22 protein-coding genes are annotated in these 22699 nt (G+C 32.2%); 7 read left to right on the top strand and 15 right to left on the bottom strand.

The window, feature by feature from the left end; translation table 11 throughout:
- The first annotated feature begins 13 nt into the window (after nucleotides 1-13).
- The 4 genes from RBG61_RS01370 (at nucleotide 14) to adhE (ending at nucleotide 4570) form a co-directional block, all read left to right on the top strand.
- The gene (locus RBG61_RS01370) at nucleotides 14-421 is read left to right on the top strand and encodes a hypothetical protein (RefSeq protein WP_307944937.1); all 408 of its coding nucleotides are present in this window, start codon (nucleotides 14-16) and stop codon (nucleotides 419-421) included.
- Entirely contained in the window at nucleotides 418-606 is a 189-nt protein-coding gene (locus tag RBG61_RS01365) for a hypothetical protein (RefSeq protein ID WP_307944935.1), read from the top strand. Before RBG61_RS01370 ends, RBG61_RS01365 begins: the two co-directional genes overlap by 4 nt.
- A gap of 183 nt (nucleotides 607-789) precedes the next feature.
- Nucleotides 790-1782: a tyrosine recombinase XerC gene (locus RBG61_RS01360; protein ID WP_307944932.1), complete on the top strand. Its 993-nt coding sequence runs from the start codon at nucleotides 790-792 to the stop codon at nucleotides 1780-1782.
- Between the two features lie 184 nt (nucleotides 1783-1966).
- Nucleotides 1967-4570 carry a bifunctional acetaldehyde-CoA/alcohol dehydrogenase gene (adhE, locus tag RBG61_RS01355; protein ID WP_307944929.1) on the top strand — a complete coding sequence of 868 codons (2604 nt, stop codon included), beginning with the start codon at nucleotides 1967-1969 and terminating at the stop codon, nucleotides 4568-4570.
- Nucleotides 4571-4753: 183 nt separating this feature from the next.
- Here adhE and RBG61_RS01350 read toward each other — a convergent pair whose 3' ends face one another.
- The 13 genes from RBG61_RS01350 to murB form a co-directional block, all read right to left on the bottom strand.
- Nucleotides 4754-4939: an alpha/beta-type small acid-soluble spore protein gene (locus RBG61_RS01350; RefSeq protein ID WP_307944927.1), complete on the bottom strand. Its 186-nt coding sequence runs from the start codon at nucleotides 4937-4939 to the stop codon at nucleotides 4754-4756.
- Between the two features lie 71 nt (nucleotides 4940-5010).
- Complete coding sequence (locus RBG61_RS01345; protein WP_307944925.1) at nucleotides 5011-5568, bottom strand: hypothetical protein; 558 nt, start codon at nucleotides 5566-5568, stop codon at nucleotides 5011-5013.
- A gap of 151 nt (nucleotides 5569-5719) precedes the next feature.
- Entirely contained in the window at nucleotides 5720-6628 is a 909-nt protein-coding gene (gene tsf / locus RBG61_RS01340) for a translation elongation factor Ts (protein WP_307944922.1), read from the bottom strand.
- Between the two features lie 78 nt (nucleotides 6629-6706).
- The gene (gene rpsB / locus RBG61_RS01335; RefSeq protein ID WP_307944920.1) at nucleotides 6707-7438 is read right to left on the bottom strand and encodes a 30S ribosomal protein S2; all 732 of its coding nucleotides are present in this window, start codon (nucleotides 7436-7438) and stop codon (nucleotides 6707-6709) included.
- A 145-nt stretch (nucleotides 7439-7583) separates the two neighbouring features.
- On the bottom strand, nucleotides 7584-8450 hold the full coding sequence (gene folD / locus RBG61_RS01330; protein ID WP_307944918.1) for a bifunctional methylenetetrahydrofolate dehydrogenase/methenyltetrahydrofolate cyclohydrolase FolD: 867 nt from the start codon (nucleotides 8448-8450) through the stop codon (nucleotides 7584-7586).
- Nucleotides 8440-9480, bottom strand: a complete 1041-nt coding sequence (gene lgt, locus RBG61_RS01325) for a prolipoprotein diacylglyceryl transferase (protein WP_307944915.1) — start codon at nucleotides 9478-9480, stop codon at nucleotides 8440-8442. The genes folD and lgt overlap by 11 nt, the downstream gene beginning before the upstream one ends.
- A gap of 78 nt (nucleotides 9481-9558) precedes the next feature.
- Nucleotides 9559-10836, bottom strand: coding sequence for an EF-P 5-aminopentanol modification-associated protein YfmH (gene yfmH / locus RBG61_RS01320; protein WP_307944912.1), 1278 nt, complete (start codon nucleotides 10834-10836; stop codon nucleotides 9559-9561).
- A gap of 4 nt (nucleotides 10837-10840) precedes the next feature.
- Nucleotides 10841-12118, bottom strand: coding sequence for an EF-P 5-aminopentanol modification-associated protein YfmF (yfmF, locus tag RBG61_RS01315; protein WP_307944910.1), 1278 nt, complete (start codon nucleotides 12116-12118; stop codon nucleotides 10841-10843).
- A 137-nt stretch (nucleotides 12119-12255) separates the two neighbouring features.
- Entirely contained in the window at nucleotides 12256-13221 is a 966-nt protein-coding gene (gene pfkA / locus RBG61_RS01310; RefSeq protein WP_307944909.1) for a 6-phosphofructokinase, read from the bottom strand.
- Between the two features lie 102 nt (nucleotides 13222-13323).
- Nucleotides 13324-16788: a DNA polymerase III subunit alpha gene (locus RBG61_RS01305; RefSeq protein ID WP_307944907.1), complete on the bottom strand. Its 3465-nt coding sequence runs from the start codon at nucleotides 16786-16788 to the stop codon at nucleotides 13324-13326.
- Between the two features lie 53 nt (nucleotides 16789-16841).
- Nucleotides 16842-17762 carry a DNA-binding protein WhiA gene (gene whiA, locus RBG61_RS01300; protein WP_307944904.1) on the bottom strand — a complete coding sequence of 307 codons (921 nt, stop codon included), beginning with the start codon at nucleotides 17760-17762 and terminating at the stop codon, nucleotides 16842-16844.
- A 63-nt stretch (nucleotides 17763-17825) separates the two neighbouring features.
- Nucleotides 17826-18683 (bottom strand): RNase adapter RapZ, encoded by an 858-nt coding sequence (gene rapZ, locus RBG61_RS01295; protein WP_307944902.1) that lies wholly within the window; start codon nucleotides 18681-18683, stop codon nucleotides 17826-17828.
- 57 nt (nucleotides 18684-18740) lie between these two features.
- On the bottom strand, nucleotides 18741-19649 hold the full coding sequence (murB, locus tag RBG61_RS01290) for a UDP-N-acetylmuramate dehydrogenase (protein WP_307944901.1): 909 nt from the start codon (nucleotides 19647-19649) through the stop codon (nucleotides 18741-18743).
- Between the two features lie 166 nt (nucleotides 19650-19815).
- Between murB and RBG61_RS01285 the strand changes: the two genes are divergently transcribed.
- From RBG61_RS01285 to RBG61_RS01275, 3 genes are all read left to right on the top strand, one after another.
- On the top strand, nucleotides 19816-20754 hold the full coding sequence (locus RBG61_RS01285) for a TIGR01212 family radical SAM protein (RefSeq protein ID WP_373889718.1): 939 nt from the start codon (nucleotides 19816-19818) through the stop codon (nucleotides 20752-20754).
- Nucleotides 20755-20839: 85 nt separating this feature from the next.
- Nucleotides 20840-21022 (top strand): spore coat protein, encoded by a 183-nt coding sequence (locus tag RBG61_RS01280; protein WP_307944898.1) that lies wholly within the window; start codon nucleotides 20840-20842, stop codon nucleotides 21020-21022.
- Nucleotides 21023-21032: 10 nt separating this feature from the next.
- Nucleotides 21033-21308, top strand: a complete 276-nt coding sequence (locus RBG61_RS01275; RefSeq protein WP_307944895.1) for a spore coat protein — start codon at nucleotides 21033-21035, stop codon at nucleotides 21306-21308.
- A 44-nt stretch (nucleotides 21309-21352) separates the two neighbouring features.
- Here the strand turns inward: RBG61_RS01275 and RBG61_RS01270 are convergent, their stop codons facing one another.
- Nucleotides 21353-21898, bottom strand: a complete 546-nt coding sequence (locus RBG61_RS01270; RefSeq protein ID WP_307944892.1) for a GNAT family N-acetyltransferase — start codon at nucleotides 21896-21898, stop codon at nucleotides 21353-21355.
- Between the two features lie 185 nt (nucleotides 21899-22083).
- Complete coding sequence (tnpA, locus tag RBG61_RS01265) at nucleotides 22084-22551, bottom strand: IS200/IS605 family transposase (protein WP_307942351.1); 468 nt, start codon at nucleotides 22549-22551, stop codon at nucleotides 22084-22086.
- Nucleotides 22552-22699 lie beyond the last annotated feature (148 nt).

Here is a 22699-nt window from a genome sequence, read left to right as displayed (position 1 = left end):
AAGGGGAATGGCTATGAGAATTAACATAGATAAATGTTATAAATGTCAATGCAATTCTTGTAGCCGTTTCTATTGTCAGTATCAAAACCCATGTAGTGTATGTAAGAATTTGAAAATGCGTTATAAATTCGATTGTGATTTTTACGAGAATAACAAAACTAAACCAAAAAGGTATAAATTCAAAAAATCAAATGAAAATAGGGTAGATATTTATAATGTAAAACTAGATTTAATTCTAGCACACTTAGGCTTGGAAAGTCCCAGTATTGATATACATGGTACTTGGGACATGGTTTATAAAGATACCATAATCGGACGTTTTAAGACTAAAAAACAAGCTACTGAATACTATGAAAAAATTAAGTGCGGTTTCGGCAATCCACAACAAATTAAAATAGTAAAAAGGAGTATTGATATATGAGTCAGAATACAACTGTAATGTCATTCCGAAAAAGATTGACTAAGCGTGGTTATAAAGATATATCTATAAAGGTTATTAAAGATGTGGCTGATACATATAAAATAAGTGCTGTTGAGCCTTTAGGTGGCACGTTAATTCAAGCTAATTATAATATTATAGCTATGTATAATTCTTTTCGATTCTAGTTTACTTACCAATGAGTAACCCGAGTTTACTTACCAGTGAGTAACCCGAAAATAGTGTACTCCAACAAAAGGGTATGGTATAATATAATTATGAGTTCAACTGGTAATTAATTACTAGTAACCGCACTAAATAAATATTTAGTGCGGTTGGGGGAACTGAATTTATAATAAAGGAGCTTATATATGGCTAATAAAGATTTATATAGAGATTGTCCGAATATTTTAAAAGATTTTTTGTTTTACATACATACTATTAAAGGACGTTCTGAACGAACTGTCGAAGCTTATTATATTGATTTAAAATCGTTTTTACGTTTTCTTAACTTAAAAAATGGTTTGGTAAACGCAGATACTCCGTTTGAAGAAATTAAAATTAGTAATATTACTATTGAAAATTTAAAATCAATATCTTTATCAGATGTGTATGAGTATTTACATTTTCTTTCAGTAGAAAAAGATAATTCCTCAATAACACGTTCAAGAAAAGTATCTAGTATTCGATCATTTTTTAATTATCTTACTGTCAAAATGCATCTATTGGAAGTTAATCCAATGAAAGAACTTGAAGTACCAAGTATAAAAAAATCTCTTCCTAAATATCTAACCTTAGATCAATGCATTGATTTGCTCAAAAATATAGATGGTGAATATAAAGAACGTGATTATTGTATTATTACGATGTTCTTAAACTGTGGAATGCGCCTTTCTGAGCTTGTGGGATTGAATTTATCCGATATTTCAGATAACACGATTCGTCTATTAGGTAAAGGAAATAAAGAACGAATTGTTTATTTAAATGATGCATGTATATCTGCTTTAAATCAGTATATACCAATTAGGAATAAGCAAACTATTCATCAAACCTCGCAAAATGCCTTATTTATTTCTAGAAATGGTCAACGCATTAGCAAACGTCGAGTACAAGAAATTGTAGAGTTAAACTTAAAAAAAGCCGGTCTCAGTAATCATGGGTTATCTACGCATAAATTACGCCATACTGCAGCAACAATTATGTACCAATATGGTGACGTCGATATTAAAGTTTTACAAGAGATCTTAGGCCATGTAAATTTAGGCACTACAGAAATTTATACTCATATTTCTAGCAAGCAATTGGAACAAGCAGCAAAAAGCACCCCTTTATCGAAAATTACTAACACCAAAAAGAAACAATAACTTATATGGTTAGTAATATTAAACAAAATATAGCCATTTAAGGTGTGCATAATCATTATAATGTTTGTGAAAATTTTAACTAGAGATATTGACAACTATTATTTTATATCATATAATATAGTTGTTAGAAAATTAACAAACATTGTTAATAAATTAACTCACATGAATTAAGGAGGATATTTTTATGGCAAATAAAGAAAAAAAAGATGTTGCAGTAGTTGAAACTGATGTAACAACAGCGGTAGATTCATTGGTTAAAAATGGTATGAAAGCTCTTGAAGAATTTATGTCTTTTGATCAAGAAAGAATTGATAAAATTGTTCACGCAATGGCAATTGCAGGTCTTGATAATCATATGAAATTATCAAAAATGGCAGTTGAAGAAACCGGTCGTGGTGTATTTGAAGATAAAGTAATCAAAAATATTTATGCTACTGAATATATTTGGCATAATATTAAACATGATAAAACTGTTGGCATTATCAATGACGACGAAACTGAAGGTTTAGTTGAAATTGCTGAGCCAGTTGGTGTAATTGCTGGTGTAACTCCGGTAACAAACCCTACCTCCACTACCCTATTTAAATCTATTATTTCAATAAAAGCAAGAAACCCTATTATTTTTGGATTCCATCCATCTGCTCAAAAATGTTCTTCTGAAGCTGCAAGAATTGTAAGAGATGCTGCTATTGCTGCTGGAGCACCTGAAAATTGTATTCAATGGATTGAAACTCCATCAATTGAAGCTACTAACGCTTTAATGAATCATCCGAATATCGCTTTAGTACTTGCTACTGGTGGTTCTGGAATGGTTAAAGCTGCTTACTCAACCGGTAAACCTGCACTTGGCGTAGGACCTGGTAACGTTCCTTGTTATATTAACAAAAATGTTAATGTCGAAAGAGCTTGTAATGATTTAATGCTATCTAAAACTTTTGATAATGGTATGATTTGTGCTTCTGAACAAGCTGTTATCGTTGATAAAGATATTCAAGATACTTTTGAAAAATATATGAAAGCTAATAACTGCTACTTCTTAAATGAGCAAGAAACTAAAATTGTTTCTGACTATGTAATCGTTAAAGATAAAGGTGCAGTAAATGCAGCTGTAGTTGGTAAACCAGCAGCTTGGATTGCTGAGCAAGCTGGCGTTAAAGTTCCAGCAGGCACCAAAATTTTAATTGGTAAAATTAAAGATGTTGGACCTGATTACCCTCTTTCACGTGAAAAATTATCTCCTGTATTAGCTTATATTGTTGTAAAAGATGCTCAAGAAGGTATCAAAATGGCTAAGAAAATGCTTAATATGGGTGGTCTTGGTCATACTGCAGTAGTTCATTCTGATGATCAAGAAGTTATTTCAGCTTATGGCAATGCTATGAAAGTTGGCCGTTTAATAGCTAACTCCCCTTCTTCTCAAGGTGGTATTGGTGATATTTATAATGAAAATACTCCTTCATTAACATTAGGATGTGGTTCTTTCGGTAAAAACTCTACTACTTCTAACGTATCTGCTATGAATCTACTTAATATTAAACGTATTGCGAAGAGGAGAGTAAATATGCAATGGTTCAAAATTCCACCAAAAATTTACTTTGAATATAATGCAATTCAATATTTAGAAAAAATGCCTAACATTTCTCGTGCATTTATCGTAACTGACCCAATGATGGTGAAATTAGGTTACATGGATAAAGTATTACGTTATTTAAGAAAACGTCAAGACTACTGTCATGCTGAGATATTCTCTGAAGTTGAACCAGATCCTTCTGTAGAAACTATCATGCGTGGTGTTGATGCAATGAATAACTTTAAACCAGATGTTATTATTGCACTTGGTGGCGGTTCAGCAATGGATGCTGCTAAAGGTATGTGGTTATTCTATGAACACCCAGATACTTCTTTTGATGGTCTACGTCAAAAGTTCTTAGATATCAGAAAGAGAACTTTTGCATTCCCTAAATTAGGTCATAAAGCGCAAATGGTTTGTGTACCAACTACTTCCGGTACAGGATCTGAAGTTACTTCTTTCTCAGTTATTACAGATAAAGGTGAAAATATAAAATACCCTCTTGCTGATTATGAATTAACTCCTGATGTAGCTATCATTGATCCTCAATTTGTAATGACAATGCCAAAATCAATCACTGCTGATACTGGTATGGACGTATTAACCCATGCAATTGAAGCTTATGTTTCTATTATGGCATCTGATTACACTGACGGTCTATCACTTCAAGCAATTAAACTTGTTTTTGAATATTTAGAAAAATCATACAACGGCGATCAAGTTGCTCGTGAAAAAATGCATAATGCATCTTGTATTGCAGGTATGGCATTTACTAATGCATTCTTAGGATTAAATCACTCTATGGCTCATAAACTTGGTGGTGAGTATCATATTCCTCATGGCCGTGCTAATGCTGTATTACTACCATATGTAATCAAATTTAATGCAAATAAACCAACTAAATTTGCTACATTCCCTAAATACGAAAAATTTACAGCTGATGTTCGTTATGCTGAAATTGCTAAATCACTAGGTCTTCCAGCTGCAACAGTTGAAGAAGGTGTTGCTAGCCTAGTTAAAGCTATTAAAGAATTAGCTAAGAAACTTGGCGTTCCAATGTCTATTAAAGATTGCGGCGTTGATGAAAAAGTATTCCTAGATAATTTAACTGGTTTATCTGAAAGAGCTTTTGAAGACCAATGTACAACTGCAAATCCTAGATACCCTCTAGTTGTTGAAATTGCAGAAATTTATAAAGAAGCTTACTACGGTAAATAGGTTTTATATTAAACCAAAATCCTTCCTAAAAAGCCCACTAATTCAAGTTAGTGGGCTTTACCCATTTCAATTCAATTAGATATTTTAATATATAAAAGTAGGTACTCTTGTGAGTACCTACTTTTACGATTTTAGCTTTATTAGACAATAATTTAATCTAATAATCTTATAAAACACAACTAACTATTTTACAGAATTTTCGTATGCTTGGATCATTTTCTTAACCATTTGTCCGCCGATAGAGCCTGCTTGTTTAGATGTTAAATCACCGTTGTAACCTTGTTTTAGGTTAACGCCTACTTCTGTAGCTGCTTCCATTTTAAAACGGTTTAGAGCTTCTTTGGCTTGTGGTACAATAATCTTTGACATAAATTTTCACTCCTTAATAAAGTTTGTTCGTTGCGTCTGTGTTATTATTATAATCGAATCATTCTTTATTATTAGAAGTAAATCTTGGTTAGTAATAAGCATTTTTTTTCATCATAATAATTTAATAAAATTAAAACAAGTATTGTTGCTAGTATTGTATAGTCAGAAATTTCATTAAAAATTTCGCAAGGTATTTCAAATGGTTCACACAAATTATCTGAAATAGTTGTTATACTACGTTGCAAAGAAACAACAACATTATCTTTTTCCCTACTCGAAAATGTGATAGAATCTTTCTGGCTAAATCCACATGTATAAATATTAGAATTTAAACTGGCTAAACGAGATACATAATTAGCATCATCAGCGTTAACAATAATTCTACAGCTAGGATCGATTAACTCAAGATAGCTTAGTTTTGCATTACTAGTCAATATAATAATTGCATTTGTTATAAGTATAGATGAATAGTTATTTGTTAGAATAATATTTAGTGAAGGACCGCTTCCTACGCTATAAATTCTATGGTCTTCGATTACCGTAATATTATAATCATTTTTTAATAATTGAATAATTTGATTTTTAACTTCAATATCTTGCTTATCACCATAAATAACAATTGTTTGCATTAAAATCTCTCCTAATGTCATATTGTTATAGTATAGCCACCTTTAACCCTAATAAACAAATTTTATTTAAAACAATCATAAACCCCACTGAATGTTATCAGTGGGGTCATAATATTATTTCAGTATGAAAATTGCTTTTTAACCGAAATTTTTATTTCATCATGCTTGCAACTTCATCAGCAAAGTTATCTTCACGTTTTTCTAAGCCTTCGCCTTTTTCAAAACGAACATACTTAGTAATTTTAATAGATCCGCCAAGATTTTTTGCAACTTCAGCAGTGTATTGAGAAATAGATTTTTCAGGCTCTTTAACAAATGCTTGTTCAACAAGACATACTTCTTTATAGTATTTGTTAATTCTACCCATTACCATTTTTTCAGCGATATTAGCTGGTTTGCCTTCATTAATAGCTTGAGCAGTAAGAATTTCTTTTTCTTTTTCAATAGTTTCAGAAGGTACATCTTCTTTATTTAAATATTGTGGTACTACTGCAGCAATTTGCATTGCAACGTCTTTAGCGTAGTCTATGAACTCAGCCTTATCAGCAACATCAGTATCAAATTGAACCATAACACCGATACGGCCACCACCGTGAACGTAAGAAACAACTGTGCCTTCTAATCTTTCAAAACGGCGAATTTTCATATTTTCACCGATAGTTAATATTTTATCACGTAGAACTTCTTCAACAGTCATATCAGTTCCATCACATTTAACTGCAAGTAGAGCATCAACGTCAGCTGGATTTTCATTGATAATTGTTGTAGCAACGCTATTAACAAAAGATACAAAGCTATCGTTTTTAGCAACGAAATCAGTTTCAGCATTAACTTCTAATACTACACCAACTTTTTTTGCTTCATCAACAACAGAAACAACGATACCTTCAGCAGCAATTCTTCCTGCTTTTTTAGCAGCAGCAGCAAGACCTTTTTCTCTTAATATTTCAATTGCTTTTTCCATATCACCATCTGTTTCAGATAGTGCTTTTTTGCAATCCATCATTCCGCAACCTGTTCTTTCACGAAGAACTTTAACATCATTAGCTGTAAATGCCATTTTGACATTCCTCCTAAAATTATTTATTTGGTAATTGCCCGTGCTACAAAGCTCGGGCAATTAAAGTTAATCTATATACTATTCAGCAGCTACTTCTTCAGCTTCAGGAGCTTCTTCTGCAGTTTCTGCTCCTTGTCTTGCTTCGATTACAGCGCTAGCCATAGCTCCAGCAATAAGTTTAACAGCACGAATTGCGTCATCATTACCAGGAATAACATAATCGATTTCGTCTGGATCACAGTTTGTGTCAACGATAGCTACGATTGGAATACCTAGGTTTTTAGCTTCAGCAACAGCTATTCTTTCTTTTCTTGGGTCTACGATAAATAGAGCACCAGGAAGTTTGTTCATGTTTTTGATACCGCCTAAGAATTTCTCAAGTTTCTCAATTTCAAGGTTTAATTTGATTACTTCTTTTTTAGGTAGTAATTCAAAAGTACCGTCTTCTTGCATTTTTCTTAGTTGCTCTAGTCTTTGAATACGACGACGAATTGTTTTAAAGTTTGTCATCATACCGCCTAACCAACGTGCATTTACGTAGTGCATACCGCAACGCTCTGCTTCTTCTTTTACAGAATCGCCAGCTTGTTTTTTAGTTCCTACGAAAAGAATGTCTTGACCGCTTGCAGCTACATCTCTAACAAAAGAATAAGCTTCTTCAAGTTTTTTTACAGTTTTTTGTAAGTCGATAATATAAATACCGTTACGCTCTGTAAAAATATATTTTGCCATTTTTGGATTCCATCTTCTTGTTTGGTGACCAAAGTGAACACCTGCTTCAAGAAGTTGTTTCATTGATACTACTCCCATGGTAGTGACCTCCTTATTTGGTTAAAAAATTTCCTCCGCCCATATAAAATTGCGACTATTTACATAGCACCGTGCAATTTATAAATGTGACGTGTGTAATAAATACCTAAAATATTATACCTTATATATCTAAGAAAATCAAGCATTATTTTAACGTCATTAAATTATTTTGCAATTTAGCGGCAATCATTGTATTTTTCATCAATGTCGCAATTGTCATAGGACCAACACCACCAGGTACAGGAGTAATATGGCCTGCAACTTTGCTCACATTTTCAAAATCAACATCACCGCAAAGCTTTCCATTCTCTAAGCGGTTCATTCCAACATCTATAACAATTGCGCCCGGTTTAACCATGTCTGCTGTTATAATGTTTGCTTTACCAACTGCAGCAACTAAGATATCTGCTTGTCTGCATATTTCAGCTAGGTTAGTAGTTTTAGAGTGACAAATTGTTACAGTTCCACTTTCGTGTAATAATAACATAGCCATAGGCTTTCCAACGATATTACTTCTTCCAACTACAACACAATGTTTACCACATACATCAACTCCAGTTGAATGAATTAAATCCATACAACCGGCAGGCGTACAAGGTAAAAAATCATAATCACCTATCATGATTTTTCCAACACTATTTGCATGAAATGCATCTACATCTTTTAAAGGTGAAATTGCCGCAATAATTTTCTTCTCATCAATATGTTTAGGTAATGGCAATTGAACTAAAATTCCGTTTATTTTAGAATCAATATTTAATTTCTCTACAAGAGCTAATAGCTCTTGTTCTGTTGTTTCTTCAGCTAATGCATATTCACGTGATTCAATTCCTAATTCAGCGCAATTTTTCTTTTTTGAATTTACATATACTCTAGAAGCAGCATTATTACCTACAATTACGACAGCAAGTCCTACTTCTATGCCCTTATCCTTTAATTCAGCAACTTCTTTTTTTACAAATTGCTTAATCTCTGATGATAGTTTTTTTCCATCAATAATATTAGCCATCAATATTCTCACCTTTTTCTTCTTGTATGTCAGCAACTTTTTCTGTTTGATTTTCAAACTCTGATAGTTCTTCGTTATCTTCCTTTTCACTCTTTTTCATTAAAGAAGACTTTCCTTGCTTTTTAGTTGGAGCATTTACAATTGCTTGTCCTTCTTCGGTTAAAGCAAAAAGTTTTAGATATTCAGGATCATGATGATTTCTAATTTTCATACGAATTACTATAATTGCAATAATAGATGCTATTACCAATAAGCCAGCAAGTACTTGAGATACTCTTAATGTACCAAGCATCAAGCTGTCAGTACGCATACCTTCTATAAAGAATCTGCCTAATCCGTAATAGCCTAAATACATTAAAAAAACTTCGCCATCAAATTTTCTGTGTTTAAAATAAAAATGTAGTATAACGAAGCCAACCAAACACCAAATTGATTCATATAAGAAGCATGGATGTACTGGAATAGATGGATCTACTTTTACACCAATACTATTAAAATAGCTCATTTGGCTTTCTAAATAAGAAACGATTGAGGGACTTGTCATTCCCCATGGCATATTGGTATTTCCGCCAAACGCCTCTACATTGAAAAAATTGCCCCATCTGCCAATACCTTGTCCAATTAAAAATCCTATTCCTACAACATCAAGCAATGGAAGTAATTTGATTTTCCTAATTTTAGCTATAATTAAGCCTACTAATAACGCACCGATAATACCACCATAAATGGCCATACCGCCACTACGAATATCGAAAATTGACCAGAAATTATCCTTATAGGAATCCCAAGAAAATGCAACATAATATAATCGTGCGCCAATTATTCCACCGATAATACCACCAATGATCGCATCGATTGCTTTATCGCTATCTACTCCAACTTGTTTGAATTTCTTTAGAGCATAGATTAAAGCAAGTAATAAACCAAGTGCAATGATAACGCCATAGTAAGCAATTTCAAAAGAGCCGATTGAAAAGGAATTATGAAATTTTAGTTCTATTCCTAATTTGGGAAACTCTAAGATTTTTTCCATATGTACAATACCTCCATGCTTTAATTTTATGAATGAAGTATAGATGCAATATATAATTGCATCTATACTAAAAACATACTAAGAAATTGGGTTAATAATAGATATTGCTAAACATTCCTCTTGAAAAGATGATTTTAGAAGGCTATTAACCTCATCACATTTTAATTCAGAAATTATATTTATTGTATCATAAATACTGTTATTTGAAAAGTAGGAAGAAACCATATCGTTTGCTACTTCATCTACATCATTAAAATTCATAATAATTCTACCATACATAGACTTACGAATACGTTCAAAGGTGGTTTCATCAATTCCTGTTTTCTTTAAACATTGAATTGCAGTGTTGATTTTTTCTTTCACTAATTGTGGCTGTTTTGATTCACCAGCAAAAATATTAGCTAAATATCCTCTTCCACAAAATACTTCTTTACCGAATGTAGAATTGATAATTCCCTCATCATACATTTCTTTGTAAAGTTTTGTACTCTTGCCTACTACTGCATTCAAAATAAGCTCATATTTTAATTGAATTGAAAGTTCTTCTGATTCATTAACGGGAAGCTCTTTATATCCTACATTAAATAAAGGTGATGCAACATGAAGTGCTTGAATATATTCTGGCTTTGCTACTGCTTTGGGTTCATCTGGTGTTTTGGTTGAAACTTCAACTTTTTCTATTGATTTTAAATTTGATTCAATAATTTCAATAGCTTGGTCAACATCAAAATTACCAGCAATAGAAATAACCATATTGCTAAGATTATAAAAAGTATGATAACAACGATACAATAAATCTTTATCGATTTTAGATATGCTGTCTACTGTTCCTGCAATATCAATACGTACCGGATTGTTATGATACATTGCAACTAATAAATTGAAAAATACTCTCCAATTCGGATCATCTTCATACATTTTAATTTCTTGACCAATAATGCCCTGCTCTTTTTTTACGGTTTCTTCTGTAAAATATGGAGATTGTACAAAGCCAACCAACGCCTTTAAGGATTCAGCAAAGTTATCAGTCGTAGAGAATAAATAGCAAGTTTTATCAAAAGAAGTATATGCATTCGCAGAAGCACCGGTCTTTGCAAACAAAGAAAAAGCATCGCCGTCTTCGCTTTCAAATAACTTATGCTCTAAAAAATGGGCTATTCCTTCCGGTACCGTCACATAGGTTTCATCGGAATGTGTTTTAAAAGTGGTATCGATTGAACCATATTTTGTTCCAAATAGAGCGTAAGAGCTTGAATAGCCTTGCATAGGATACAGCAGAATAGTCAAACCTGATTCGTGTGTAAAACTATAATATTCTTCTTTTAATATATTATTTTGAATTGTTTGTTTTTTCATCAGCTTACACCTCTTTTCCTGTTAAAACATAAACTGCATCTAGAGTACAACGATTTGCAGCTTCAATTATACACTCTTTAGTAACGTTGTTTACCTTATCAACTTCTTGCAAAGGAGATATATTTGTTCCACTTAAAACTTGGCCGAGATACCAAGATTCTATTGAAGCATCTGAATCATAAACTGATTTTAAGGCGTTTACTAAGCTTAAAGCTGCATTACGAATTTCATCATCCGTAATTTCACCTTTTTTAATCGCATCTAATTGTGATAATATTTCAGTTTTTGCTTTTTCTATATTCTGATTTTCCACGCCACAGTCAACCATCATAATACCTTTAAATCGATCGTAACGAGCAGCACAATAGTAGCATAAACTTAATTTCTCACGCACATTTAGAAACAACTTAGAAGATGGTGTCCCCCCGTATAAAGCAACCATAAGTTTTGTTGCAGTTATTAAGTTGCTAGATGGTTCCAATCCATTACCAAAACCTAAAACCATCTTAGATTGGCTTACTGTCATATGATCAGTTTGCTCAACCGTTTGTTGCAATTGTGAATGAGTTGCAATAGGGTTAAGAATTTGATAAGAACGATTTACGCTACTCATTTTAGCTTTAAACACATCAATAGCAGTTTTATCATTTCCACTACCTGTAAACATAATTTCTACTCTGGAATGTTTTATTAAATTGTCATATGCAGTTTTAATTGTTTCTGGCGTTAGCAAAGCAACCTGCTCAGTGTACCCATATTTTGAGATACCAAAAGGTTCATTAGAACACATTACTTTTACAAGGTTATTGATTGCATAAATACGTTTTTCATTAACTTCCGCTTCAATAGTATCAATTAAAGCTGTTTTTTCAATTTCAACATCTTTTAATGGAAATACTCCATTTTCTAAGATTGGGTTAAAAGCCATTTCACAAAGTATGGACGCTGTTTTACTTGTAATTTCATCATTATTTAAAGCATATACATCATCAATGCTTGTAATAGATAAAGAAACTACTTGATAATCTCCTACTTTTTGAACATAGCTTGCTACATAAGCTCCATAGAGCTCTTCTAATTGCTGATTAAAAATTGTATAGTCTGAGCAACCGTTATATCCCTTTTTTAATAAAAATGGAATAATAGCGTTAGATGTTACAGTTTCTTTTTTAAGTTCTGTAATAAAGTTAATTGATATTTTATTGGTCTTGAACCTTTTATCAATTATGCTGTTAAAATGAACTCCTTCTGCTATTTCAATTGAATTAAAATTACAATCCATAAGTTATCTCCTGTCCGCCATAGGCTTTAAGTTAAAATAAGAAGCACACTTATAATATTATGTGATATTTGCTATAATAGAATACATCTATTAGTAGAAAACAGCTGTGAAACCTCACAGCTGTTTTGTTTGTTTCATTAAAACGAAATATCGTTTGCAATTCTAAATAAGTCTTCTTCAAAAGGTTTTTTCATCTTTAAAGCTTCTTGAATATCATAATCAACCATTTTATTATCTTTTAATCCAATAACTCTGTTTCCGATACCTTTTTCTAATAATTCAACAGCGTAATAGCCCATTTGGCTAGCTACTACTCTATCTCTTACTGTTGGGTTACCACCACGTTGAACGTGACCAAGAACAGTGCCTCTTGACTCTATTCCGGTTTCAGCTTCAATACGTTTTGCAATTTCTTCTACATTTCCAATACCTTCAGCAACCATAATAATATAGTGATGTTTACCTAGTTGTTGAGAAATCTTAATTTTTTTAATTACATCTTCTACATCAGTTTTTACTTCAGGTACCATAATAGAAGTTGCTCCACAAGCAATACCAGCATTTAATGCAATATAGCCAGCATGACGGCCCATAACTTCTACTACGCTGCAACGATCATGAGATTGCGCAGTATCGCGTAGTTTATCAACCATTTCAACTGCTGTATTCATAGCAGTATCGTAGCCAATTGTATACTCAGTACAAGAAATATCGTTATCGATGGTACCCGGAATACCAACACATGGAATACCTTGCGCAGATAAGTCAGCAGCACCTCTAAAAGATCCGTCTCCACCAATTACAACAATACCACAAATGTTATTTTGAATACAAGTTTCTTTTGCTTTCAAAATACCTGGAAGTTCTCTAAATTCTTTACATCTAGCAGTATATAAAACAGTTCCTCCACGATGAATAATATCGGAAACAGAACGCATATCCATTTCAATTAGTTCACCATTAATAAGGCCGTTATAACCTCTTTCAATCCCTACTACTTTGAATCCTTTTTTGATTGCTGTTCTAACAACTGCACGAACAGCGGCATTCATACCTGGTGCGTCACCCCCACTGGTTAAAATGCCTATTGTTTTTTGTTCCATTGTTTTTTCCTCCTAATCTCTATCTTAAACAATTATTTTAATACCATACATATTTAATTTTACTCAATTAAATAAATATGTCAACTAAAATTACTAATTAAATTACTGAAAGGCGATATTTTTTTCGCCAACAATATTAGTTAACTTTGATTCAAGCTCTTTTGTATACCCAACTCCATGCTCTTTTAAAGCAACAGTTTTCTTTATATCAGCAAAATGTAAATATACACATATTGTTCCATTATACTCATTTAAAATACTCACAACTTCATTTACATCATCCTGATTATATCGTGCTAAACGAATATATAGTTTTGAATATTCTGATGGTCGGGTATCATGTGTTAATTGACTACTATCAACAATAGATTCGCAAATAATTTTAGGTTGCTCATCTTCACGTATCGTTATTTTTCCTGAGAGAAGCAATATTTTATTTTGGGTAAGTAAGTGTGAATATTGATCATATATCTTTGGAAACACAACTACTTCAATACTTCCCGTTTGATCTTCAACATTTACAAATGCCATCATTGATTTATTTCTTGTTAATTGCATTTTCTTTGATTGAATCACACAAAGTATTTTTACGCAATCCCCATCCTTGTAGCTATGCAATTCCTCATTCACATCGGTTAGTAGATCTAAAATCGGAGTTGTTTTAAAATGCTTTGCAATTGGCAGAAATGCATCTAAAGGATGTCCGGTCACATAAAGGCCGGTAACCTCTTTTTCCATTGAAAGTAGATCACTTGCGGAATACTCATCTAATTTTGGCATGATATAATCAGGTTTTACAACACTATTTGCATTAAAAAAGTCTAATTGTCCTGATATATTTCTTTTAATGGTAGAATCAATAGTTTCAACAATTTTTTCATAAGCACACATCATTTCTTTACGGTTACTATCGAAGCAATCAAATGCACCACATTTTATTAGGCTTTCAATTGCTCTTTTATTTAAATCCTTACCATAAAGTCGCTCAATGAAATCATAAAGAGAAGTATATGGCCCGTTTTGCTGACGTTCATATATAATACTCTCTATAACCGCTTTTCCTAAATTTTTAACTGCTAGCAGCCCAAAATTCAAGCATTCATCATTTACAGTAAATCCAATTTCACTTGAATTTATTGATGGTGGGAGAACTTTAATTCCTTGTGCATTACATTCTACGATATATTCTATAACTTTATCCGTGTTGCCTAAAACACTTGTGAGAAGTGCTGCCATATATTCTCTTTTATAATGACATTTCAAAAATGCAGTTTGATAAGACACAAATGCATATGCTGCTGCATGGGATTTATTAAACGCATAAGCTGCAAAGCTTGACATTTCATCAAATATACTATTTGCGGTAGCTTCATCTACTCCATTTGCAATGCATCCAACACATTCAATTGAACCATCATCATTTACTTTACCATAAATAAAATTATGTCGTTCTTTTTCCATTATTTCAGCTTTCTTTTTAGACATCGCACGTCGTACTAAATCAGCCCGTCCATATGAATAGCCTGCTAGCTGTCTACAAATTTGCATTACCTGCTCTTGATAAACAATGCATCCATAAGTAACATTTAGTATTGGCTTTAATAAAGGATGCTTATACGTAATTAACTTTGGGTTATGTCTATTTTTAATATATTTAGGAATAGATTCCATAGGTCCCGGACGATACAAAGATATAACGGCAATTAAATCTTCAACGCTTTCCGGCTTTAATTGTGATAACACACGCTTCATTCCTGCTGATTCGAATTGGAATACGCCTTGTGTATTTCCTTCTGATAACATATCAAAAACTGCTTTATCTTCTAAAGAAATACTCTCTATTGAAAAACTAGGATTTGTCTTTCGTATTTGTTTTTCGCAATGATCAATTACCGTTAAGTTTCTTAATCCTAAAAAGTCCATTTTTAACAAACCTAGTTCTTCTAATGTCGTCATAGTAAATTGGGTTACTATTGATTCATCGTTCTTTTGTAATGGAACATAAAAGCTTGCGGCTTCTCTGGTGATTACAACTCCGGCAGCATGTGTAGAGGCATGGCGAGGCATTCCTTCTAGTTTTCTCGCCATGTCAATTAGTTCTTTACTTTTCGGATCAGACTGATAGACAGCTTTTAGCTCTTGAGAAATTAACAAAGCTTTATCAATCGTTATATTCAATTCTGCTGGTATAAGCTTTGCAATCGTATCTACTGCTTGATACGGCATACCTAAAGCACGTCCTACATCACGGATTGCTCCTTTTGCAGCCATTGTACCGAATGTTATAATTTGTGCTACATGGTCACTGCCATATTTTCGTACAACATAATCTATCACCTTTTGTCGCTTTTCATAGCAAAAGTCAATATCAAAATCCGGCATACTGATACGCTCAGGATTTAAAAATCTTTCAAAAAGCAGATTATATTTCATTGGATCAATTCCTGTAATTCCTATACAGTAAGCAGCTAAACTACCTGCTCCCGAGCCACGTCCGGGGCCTACCGGAATATCATTTTCTTTTGCATAACGAATAAAATCATATACAATTAAAAAATAATCAATATAGCCCATCCTTGTAATAATATCTAATTCGTACTCTAATCGTTGTTTAATCGATTCATCTATATTATTTCCATAATGGCGAATTAAACCTTTTCTACATTGCTCATAAAAATATTCTTGATTATTATCTACATTTTCAATTGTAAAACGAGGGAGTTTTGTAACACCAAATTCAAATTCAATATTACACATCTCTGCAATTTTGCAGGTGTTGGAAAGAGCATTTTTATATGAATGAAATCGTTCATCCATTTCTTCATAAGATTTCACATAGAATTCTTGAGTTGGGAATTCCATTGCTTTCTCTTCACCTAAAACGGTATTTGTTTGAATACACATTAAAACTGCTTGCGTTTTAGCATCTTCTTTGCTAATATAATGTGCATCGTTTGTAGCAACAAGCCCTACACCAATTTCCTCGCTTAGTCTTTGCAATAATGGAAGTATTCGTTTTTGCTCAGGAATATCGTGATCTTGTATTTCAATATAAAAATTATCTTCTCCAAATGTATTTTTATAAAACAAAGCTGTCTGTTTTGCTTTTTCATAATCATTTGCCATTAACGCTCTCGGTATTTCGCCGCCTAAACATGCTGATAATGCTATAAGCCCCTCATGATGCTTTTCTAAAAGTTCGTGATCAATACGTGGTTTATTATAAAAGCCTTCTATATATCCATCAGAAACTAATTTAATTAAGTTTTGATATCCTATATTATTTTTACACAATAAAACTAAATGATATGGACTTGAATCGATTTTATGTACTTTATCAAATCGAGTTCTATTTGCGACATATACTTCACACCCAATAATAGGTTTTATGCCTTCCCGTTTACACTCTTTATAAAAATCTATAACGCCATACAAACAGCCATGATCTGTAATAGCTATGGCTGTTTGGTTCAACTCTTTAGCTTTTTGAACAAGGCGCTTTATGACACAAGCTCCATCTAAAAGGCTATATTCCGTATGTAAATGTAAATGAACAAAGTTTTTCAAATATATAACCTTCCTTTTTTATTTTACTATGCCTTTATTTTTCATCAATACGACTATTTTTCATTACGTAGTTCATCAGAAATAGTGCATAACTTTTTAATTCTATGATTAAATCCAGATCGACTAATCTTCTGTGGAGATAATTCACAAAGCTCGCTTAATGAAGCATCAGGATTATTCAGCCGCAATTTAGCAGCTTCTTGTAATTCGATTGGTAAGAAGTCTAACCCTTTCGTTTCTAATAAATACTCGATTTTTCTTATTTGTGTTACCGCTGCATTTACTGTCTTTTCTATATTTGCTGTTTCGCAATTTGTCCTTCTATTAGCTGTATTTCTTATTTCTTTAACAATTTTTAAATTCATCAGCTCCATAGAAGAACGAATTGCACCAAGATAAGTTAACGTATCTTCAATTTGTTGACTTTCTTTTACGTATGCAATAAAATTCTTTCCTCTTGTCGCTTTTCTAAAGTCAAGATCAACATTATAGAGTAAATCTAAAATATCATCACAAACTGATTCATTAGATAAACAAAATTCTAAATGGTATTCTTTTTCAGGATTGCTCATTGCGCCACAAGATAAGTATGTCCCACGCAAAAATGAGTTTTGACAACAAATATTTCGTATCATACTCCAATTTATACTTGTTTTATCAAGCACAGCTTTCTTATCGTATAATTTAAGAATATTCTCTATATCATTAGTATTTTCAAGTGAAACTGTATAAATCGGCCTTTTATTTTTTTCACGAAAATCAGGATGTTGGACAGTAACAATAGAACCTGTTAAGTCAATAATATTTTCTGCTAAAAAATCAGCTACTAACTTATTTTCAGTATTCACTGTGAAAGATTTATTCGAAACCCCTCTGCTTGTTAATAACATTCCATATACAAATGCTTTTTGACAGTTTTCACATGAAAATTTTCCATGACATAATTCATTTTTCACTTGTTGAGAATAAGTCAAAGAATACCATCCTTCCTTATCATAACCAGAAAATTCAGGTGATGATAAATTCTCTTTTATCAATTATGGCTTCAAAATATCCCGATGATTTACAGCCACTTTTTTGCCTTGTTCTAATAAATGATTATATATTTCTTCTGCAAAGGTTATAGAACGGTGTTTTCCACCTGTACAACCAACGGCAATAATCAATTGGCTTTTTCCTTCACTTAAATACAAAGGAATTAAATAATCTATTAAATCAATTAGTTTGTCACGTAATTGTTGAGACTGCGGCCAAGCCATTACGTAATCCTTTACTTCATCTTCTAATCCGGTTTTATTTTTTAACTCATCTATATAAAACGGATTTGGTAAACAACGCACATCAAATACTAAATCTGCTTCAGCAGGAGAACCATATTTAAAGCCAAAAGACATACAGCTAATCAGCATACTGTTTGAAATGTTATCCAAAAAGATATTGCTGATGCGCTCTTTTAATTGCATAGCGGAAAGATGGGATGTATCGATAATATAATCGGATCGTTCCCTAGCATGCATAAGCATATCTCGTTCCATAACAACTGCTTCTTCGATTGATGAAGTATGGTCAATTAGCGGATGCTTTCTTCTTGTTTCCTTATAGCGGCGAACCAATATTTGTGTATTACAATCTAAAAACAATAATTTATACGAAAAATCCATTGTTTTTAATAAATCCAACTCTTCAATAAAATCATTAAAAAGTTCACCACCACGAACATCTGTTACAACTGCAACCTTAGACATTTTAGGTCCGGATTGCTTAGCAATTTCAGCAAATTTAGAAATGAGCTTTGGCGGCATATTATCTATACAAAAAAATCCAATATCCTCAAGTGCATCTACTGCTCGAGATTTTCCTGCACCTGATAAACCTGTTACAATTAAAAAATCCATGCTTTCCTCCGTCTTTATATGTTTTTCGTTGTAATAATCAACTTATTTGTAATATTACTAAAACCCAAGCGTTTTAATTTCACATTCCAATTCGTAGCCCGTTTGTTCAAAAACAACTTGCTTTATATGATCGACTACCTTTAACACATCATCACATGTAGCTTTTCCTACATTTACTACAAATCCGCTATGTTTATCACTTACCATAGCATCTCCAATACGATATCCTTTTAACCCACATTGCTCAATCAATGCGGATGCATAGTTTCCTTCCGGCCTTTTAAAAGTACTTCCTGCACTTGGAAATTCTAATGGTTGCTTTGTTTTTCTTCTTGTCATAAAATCCGTCATACGATTTTTGATAATATCTTTATCTTCTTTTTGCAAAACAAAAGAAGCACTTAAAATACAACACTTTGAATCGCTAAAAATGCTATGACGATAAGATAATTCCATTTCATTTCGGTACATTGTTTTTATTTCATTATTTTCATCAAGATAAGTACAACATAAAATAGTATCTTTAATTTCTCCACCATAGGCACCGGCATTCATATAAACAGCACCACCAACAGTACCCGGAATACCGAATGCAAATTCCAATCCCGATAATTCATTGTCTAATGCAACGCTGCAAAGTTTTGATAATGCAACCCCAGCTTCACAATCTATTTTATAACCATCAACTTGAATATTCGTTAAATTATTAGCAAGTAATATAATTGCACCATTATATCCATTATCCGAAACCAACACATTTGAACCATTTCCAAGGAAATAATAATCAATGTTATAATTTTTTAGTATAGAAACGACTTCTTTTATATCTGTAAAGTTTTTTGGCTTTACAAGATATTTACACTTACCTCCGATTCGAAAGCTTGTGTAAGGAGCCACGTCAATATCTACTTGTAATTCACATGTTGTATTTTTTAACTCTTCAGTTAACTGAATAGAATTTGACATATTGTTCTCCTCTTTAGCATGTAACTTAATTTTATTTACTTTCTATTATACTGTATTTTTTATAAATTCGCAAATAGAAAACGATAGAAAATATGTATTGAAAAATAATTATCATATATTATAATTATATTATATATTAAAAAGAACTATGTAATTGGAGATAAGAATGTTTATTTATTCAGATAACAACAAAAGATACCACACTTTAGATTATCATCTTAAGCATAAATTTGGTTGTAAAGTTTTCAAGGTTTCATTAAATGGTGGATTTACTTGCCCTAACATTGATGGAACAAAAGGCTTTGGTGGCTGCACCTATTGTTCCAGTCAAGGAAGCGGAGATTTTGCGGGAAATCCTGAATTGCCTATTGCATTTCAATTTGAACAAGTAAAAGAAAAAATGCACCACAAATGGAACGAAGCCAAATATATTGCTTATTTTCAAGCACACACGAATACCTATGCTCCATTATCCACATTAAAAAAGATGTTTGAAGAAGTATTAACTTACGAAAATGTAGTGGGTATCAGTATAGCTACTAGAGCTGACTGTCTTTCTAATGACATTGTTGACTATTTAGCAGAATTGAATCAAAGAACTTATTTAATAGTTGAACTTGGCTTACAAACCATTCATGATGAAACTGCAAAAAAAATTAACCGTTGTCATGATTACAATACGTTTTTAGAGGGTTATCAAAAATTAAATGATAGAAATATTCCTATTTGTGTTCATATTATTAATGGATTACCTGGTGAAACCAAAGAAATGATGCTGGAAACCGTAAAAGAAATATCAAAATTAAATATTCACAGTATTAAGCTTCATTTATTACATGTATTAAAAGAGACTGTTATAGCACAACAGCTATCCAACCATGAATTTAAACTACTAGAATTAACAGAATACGTAAACATAATTTGTGATCAAATTGAATTATTGCCGCCTCAAGTTGTAATACAAAGAATCACCGGAGATGGTGATAAAGAGCAACTGATAGGGCCACTTTGGAGTTTGAAAAAATTTGTTGTCATGAATGAAATTGACAAAGAATTAAAACGCCGTAATTCTTATCAAGGAATCAAATATAATAACAATTTATAAATACAATATCAGTGAAATAGATATTGTATAATTGATGTTACAACTGCCATACTAATGTTAGTTTATTAAAAAAGGATGTATTAGTATGGCTTTATCGAATAAAGAACTGAGCATTATTGATGAACAATTGTCGTTGGAACTTCTACTAATAAAAAAATATAAAATGTATGCCTCTATTTGTAATGACTTACAATTAAAATCTAAGTATGAGCAAGTCGCTGCACAACATTTAAATCATTACAATTCGTTATTAAATCAGCTTAATTAAAGAGGATACTATGAAAACAAAGATTATGGATTATTTATTAGATGATGAATTTATACTTCAAGATGCAATTATGTCTCAAAAATATATGTTAGAGCGATATAATACAGGTGTTTATGAAAGTGAGAGTCCAATTATTAAAGAAGCTCTCATGAATTTATTATTAGACGAACATCAAATTGAGTCAGACTTATTAAGTGAATTACAAAAAAGAGACTGGTATCAAATTATTAAGTCTAATGACAATCAAATGAAACAGATTAAAGATCAATATTTAAACAAAAATTAATGCAACAAATTCTTCTGTAAACGAGATAACTTTACAGAAGAATTTTATTTTAAGAGATGTTTTAATAGGTATTCCTCTCGCAATATGGAATAACAATATTCATCAAGAATTTCGCCGTTATACATTTCATAAGAACAGCGCAGCTTGCTTTCAAAAACAAACCCGCATTTATCAAGGACTCGTTTGGAACGTTGGTTAAAGTAAAAATGATATGCAGCCACAGAAACTACGCACATTTCTTGAAAAGCATACTCTAAAACTTGATTAACCGCTTCAGTCATTATCCCTTTTCCCCAATATTCTTCACAAAGGCTGTATCCTATCATTTTTGCATCATTTACCAAGCGTTTTATATCATCTTTGAAAGTAATGCAGCCGATAACTTTATTATTTTCTTTCCATACAATAGCCCAAACGTTGTCATCCTCAATAAAACGATTGATTAACCGCTCAGACTCCTCTATTGAGTTATGTGGTTTCCACCCTGCACTATTTGTTACATTATGATTTTTTGCAAATTGATAGAAATCATACACATCTTTTTCATAAAAATTTCGAAGAATTAGTCGCTTTGTTTCTAATACTTTCATTTCATTACTCACTTCTATATAAAGAATTATAACAAGATATACGCAAATCAAAACCACTAGTGAACTAGTGGTTTGCTCAGACCCTAGAAGGGTCAACTCGTGCTGACCCCTCAAAGGGGTGCTGAAAGTTTGTCATCGCATCACAATTACAGGCAGCCACTATAAGTGGCTGTTTGTTTTTTGCCCTATTTCACTTGATTACCCGTAAACGGGTCCGTATATTCTTTAAATGAAATTTGGTCTTTTGCATAATCTTCTTCTAATTGGTTTCGAATGTACTCTGCTATTTTCTTTTCATTTTTTCCTACTGTATCTACAAAATAACCTCTACACCAAAAATTTCGTGATCCATATTTATATTTTAAATTTGCATGCCTATCGAATATCATCAGTGCACTCTTACTCTTGAGTGTTCCTACAAACTGTGATATACTCATATACGGTGGAATACTTACTAACATGTGTATGTGATCTACACATGCCTCCGCTTCTATTATTTCCACTTTCATTTCTGTGCATAATTTTCGAAATATTTCACCTACATCTCTTCGCAAATCTTTATAAATTATTTTTCTTCTATATTTTGGTGCAAACACTATATGGTATTCGCACCTATAACTTGAATGTGCTGTCTGTTTTACTTCATTTTTCATTGCTTAATTCCTCCTTGTTATCTTTGTGATACGGTCGCCAAACCGTCACTATTTTAACATGGAGGTTTTATTTTTGCCAAGGCTTTTTTACCTACCCCTGGTAGAACCAGGGGTTTTATTAAGCCTAAAGGCAACAATAAATGATGGA

This window comes from Paludicola sp. MB14-C6 (assembly GCF_030908625.1).
In the GTDB taxonomy this organism is placed as follows: Bacteria; Bacillota; Clostridia; order Oscillospirales; family Ruminococcaceae; genus Paludihabitans.
The sequence above is the reverse complement of the archived record's forward strand: the minus strand, read 5'-3'. Positions and strand labels throughout refer to the sequence as shown.

What these genes read in the sequence shown, in the direction of transcription:
- RBG61_RS01345 (WP_307944925.1), bottom strand. Translation starts at nt 5,568, where the DNA reads ATGCAAACAATTGTTATTTATGGTGATAAGCAAGATATTGAAGTTAAA.
- adhE (WP_307944929.1), top strand. Translation starts at nt 1,967, where the DNA reads ATGGCAAATAAAGAAAAAAAAGATGTTGCAGTAGTTGAAACTGATGTA.
- RBG61_RS01365 (WP_307944935.1), top strand. Translation starts at nt 418, where the DNA reads ATGAGTCAGAATACAACTGTAATGTCATTCCGAAAAAGATTGACTAAG.
- RBG61_RS01285 (WP_373889718.1), top strand. Translation starts at nt 19,816, where the DNA reads ATGTTTATTTATTCAGATAACAACAAAAGATACCACACTTTAGATTAT.
- RBG61_RS01360 (WP_307944932.1), top strand. Translation starts at nt 790, where the DNA reads ATGGCTAATAAAGATTTATATAGAGATTGTCCGAATATTTTAAAAGAT.
- yfmF (WP_307944910.1), bottom strand. Translation starts at nt 12,118, where the DNA reads ATGGATTGTAATTTTAATTCAATTGAAATAGCAGAAGGAGTTCATTTT.
- tnpA (WP_307942351.1), bottom strand. Translation starts at nt 22,551, where the DNA reads ATGAAAAATGAAGTAAAACAGACAGCACATTCAAGTTATAGGTGCGAA.
- RBG61_RS01275 (WP_307944895.1), top strand. Translation starts at nt 21,033, where the DNA reads ATGAAAACAAAGATTATGGATTATTTATTAGATGATGAATTTATACTT.
- RBG61_RS01350 (WP_307944927.1), bottom strand. Translation starts at nt 4,939, where the DNA reads ATGTCAAAGATTATTGTACCACAAGCCAAAGAAGCTCTAAACCGTTTT.
- murB (WP_307944901.1), bottom strand. Translation starts at nt 19,649, where the DNA reads ATGTCAAATTCTATTCAGTTAACTGAAGAGTTAAAAAATACAACATGT.
- RBG61_RS01280 (WP_307944898.1), top strand. Translation starts at nt 20,840, where the DNA reads ATGGCTTTATCGAATAAAGAACTGAGCATTATTGATGAACAATTGTCG.
- rpsB (WP_307944920.1), bottom strand. Translation starts at nt 7,438, where the DNA reads ATGGGAGTAGTATCAATGAAACAACTTCTTGAAGCAGGTGTTCACTTT.
- RBG61_RS01370 (WP_307944937.1), top strand. Translation starts at nt 14, where the DNA reads ATGAGAATTAACATAGATAAATGTTATAAATGTCAATGCAATTCTTGT.
- RBG61_RS01270 (WP_307944892.1), bottom strand. Translation starts at nt 21,898, where the DNA reads ATGAAAGTATTAGAAACAAAGCGACTAATTCTTCGAAATTTTTATGAA.
- yfmH (WP_307944912.1), bottom strand. Translation starts at nt 10,836, where the DNA reads ATGAAAAAACAAACAATTCAAAATAATATATTAAAAGAAGAATATTAT.
- lgt (WP_307944915.1), bottom strand. Translation starts at nt 9,480, where the DNA reads ATGGAAAAAATCTTAGAGTTTCCCAAATTAGGAATAGAACTAAAATTT.
- tsf (WP_307944922.1), bottom strand. Translation starts at nt 6,628, where the DNA reads ATGGCATTTACAGCTAATGATGTTAAAGTTCTTCGTGAAAGAACAGGT.
- pfkA (WP_307944909.1), bottom strand. Translation starts at nt 13,221, where the DNA reads ATGGAACAAAAAACAATAGGCATTTTAACCAGTGGGGGTGACGCACCA.
- rapZ (WP_307944902.1), bottom strand. Translation starts at nt 18,683, where the DNA reads ATGGATTTTTTAATTGTAACAGGTTTATCAGGTGCAGGAAAATCTCGA.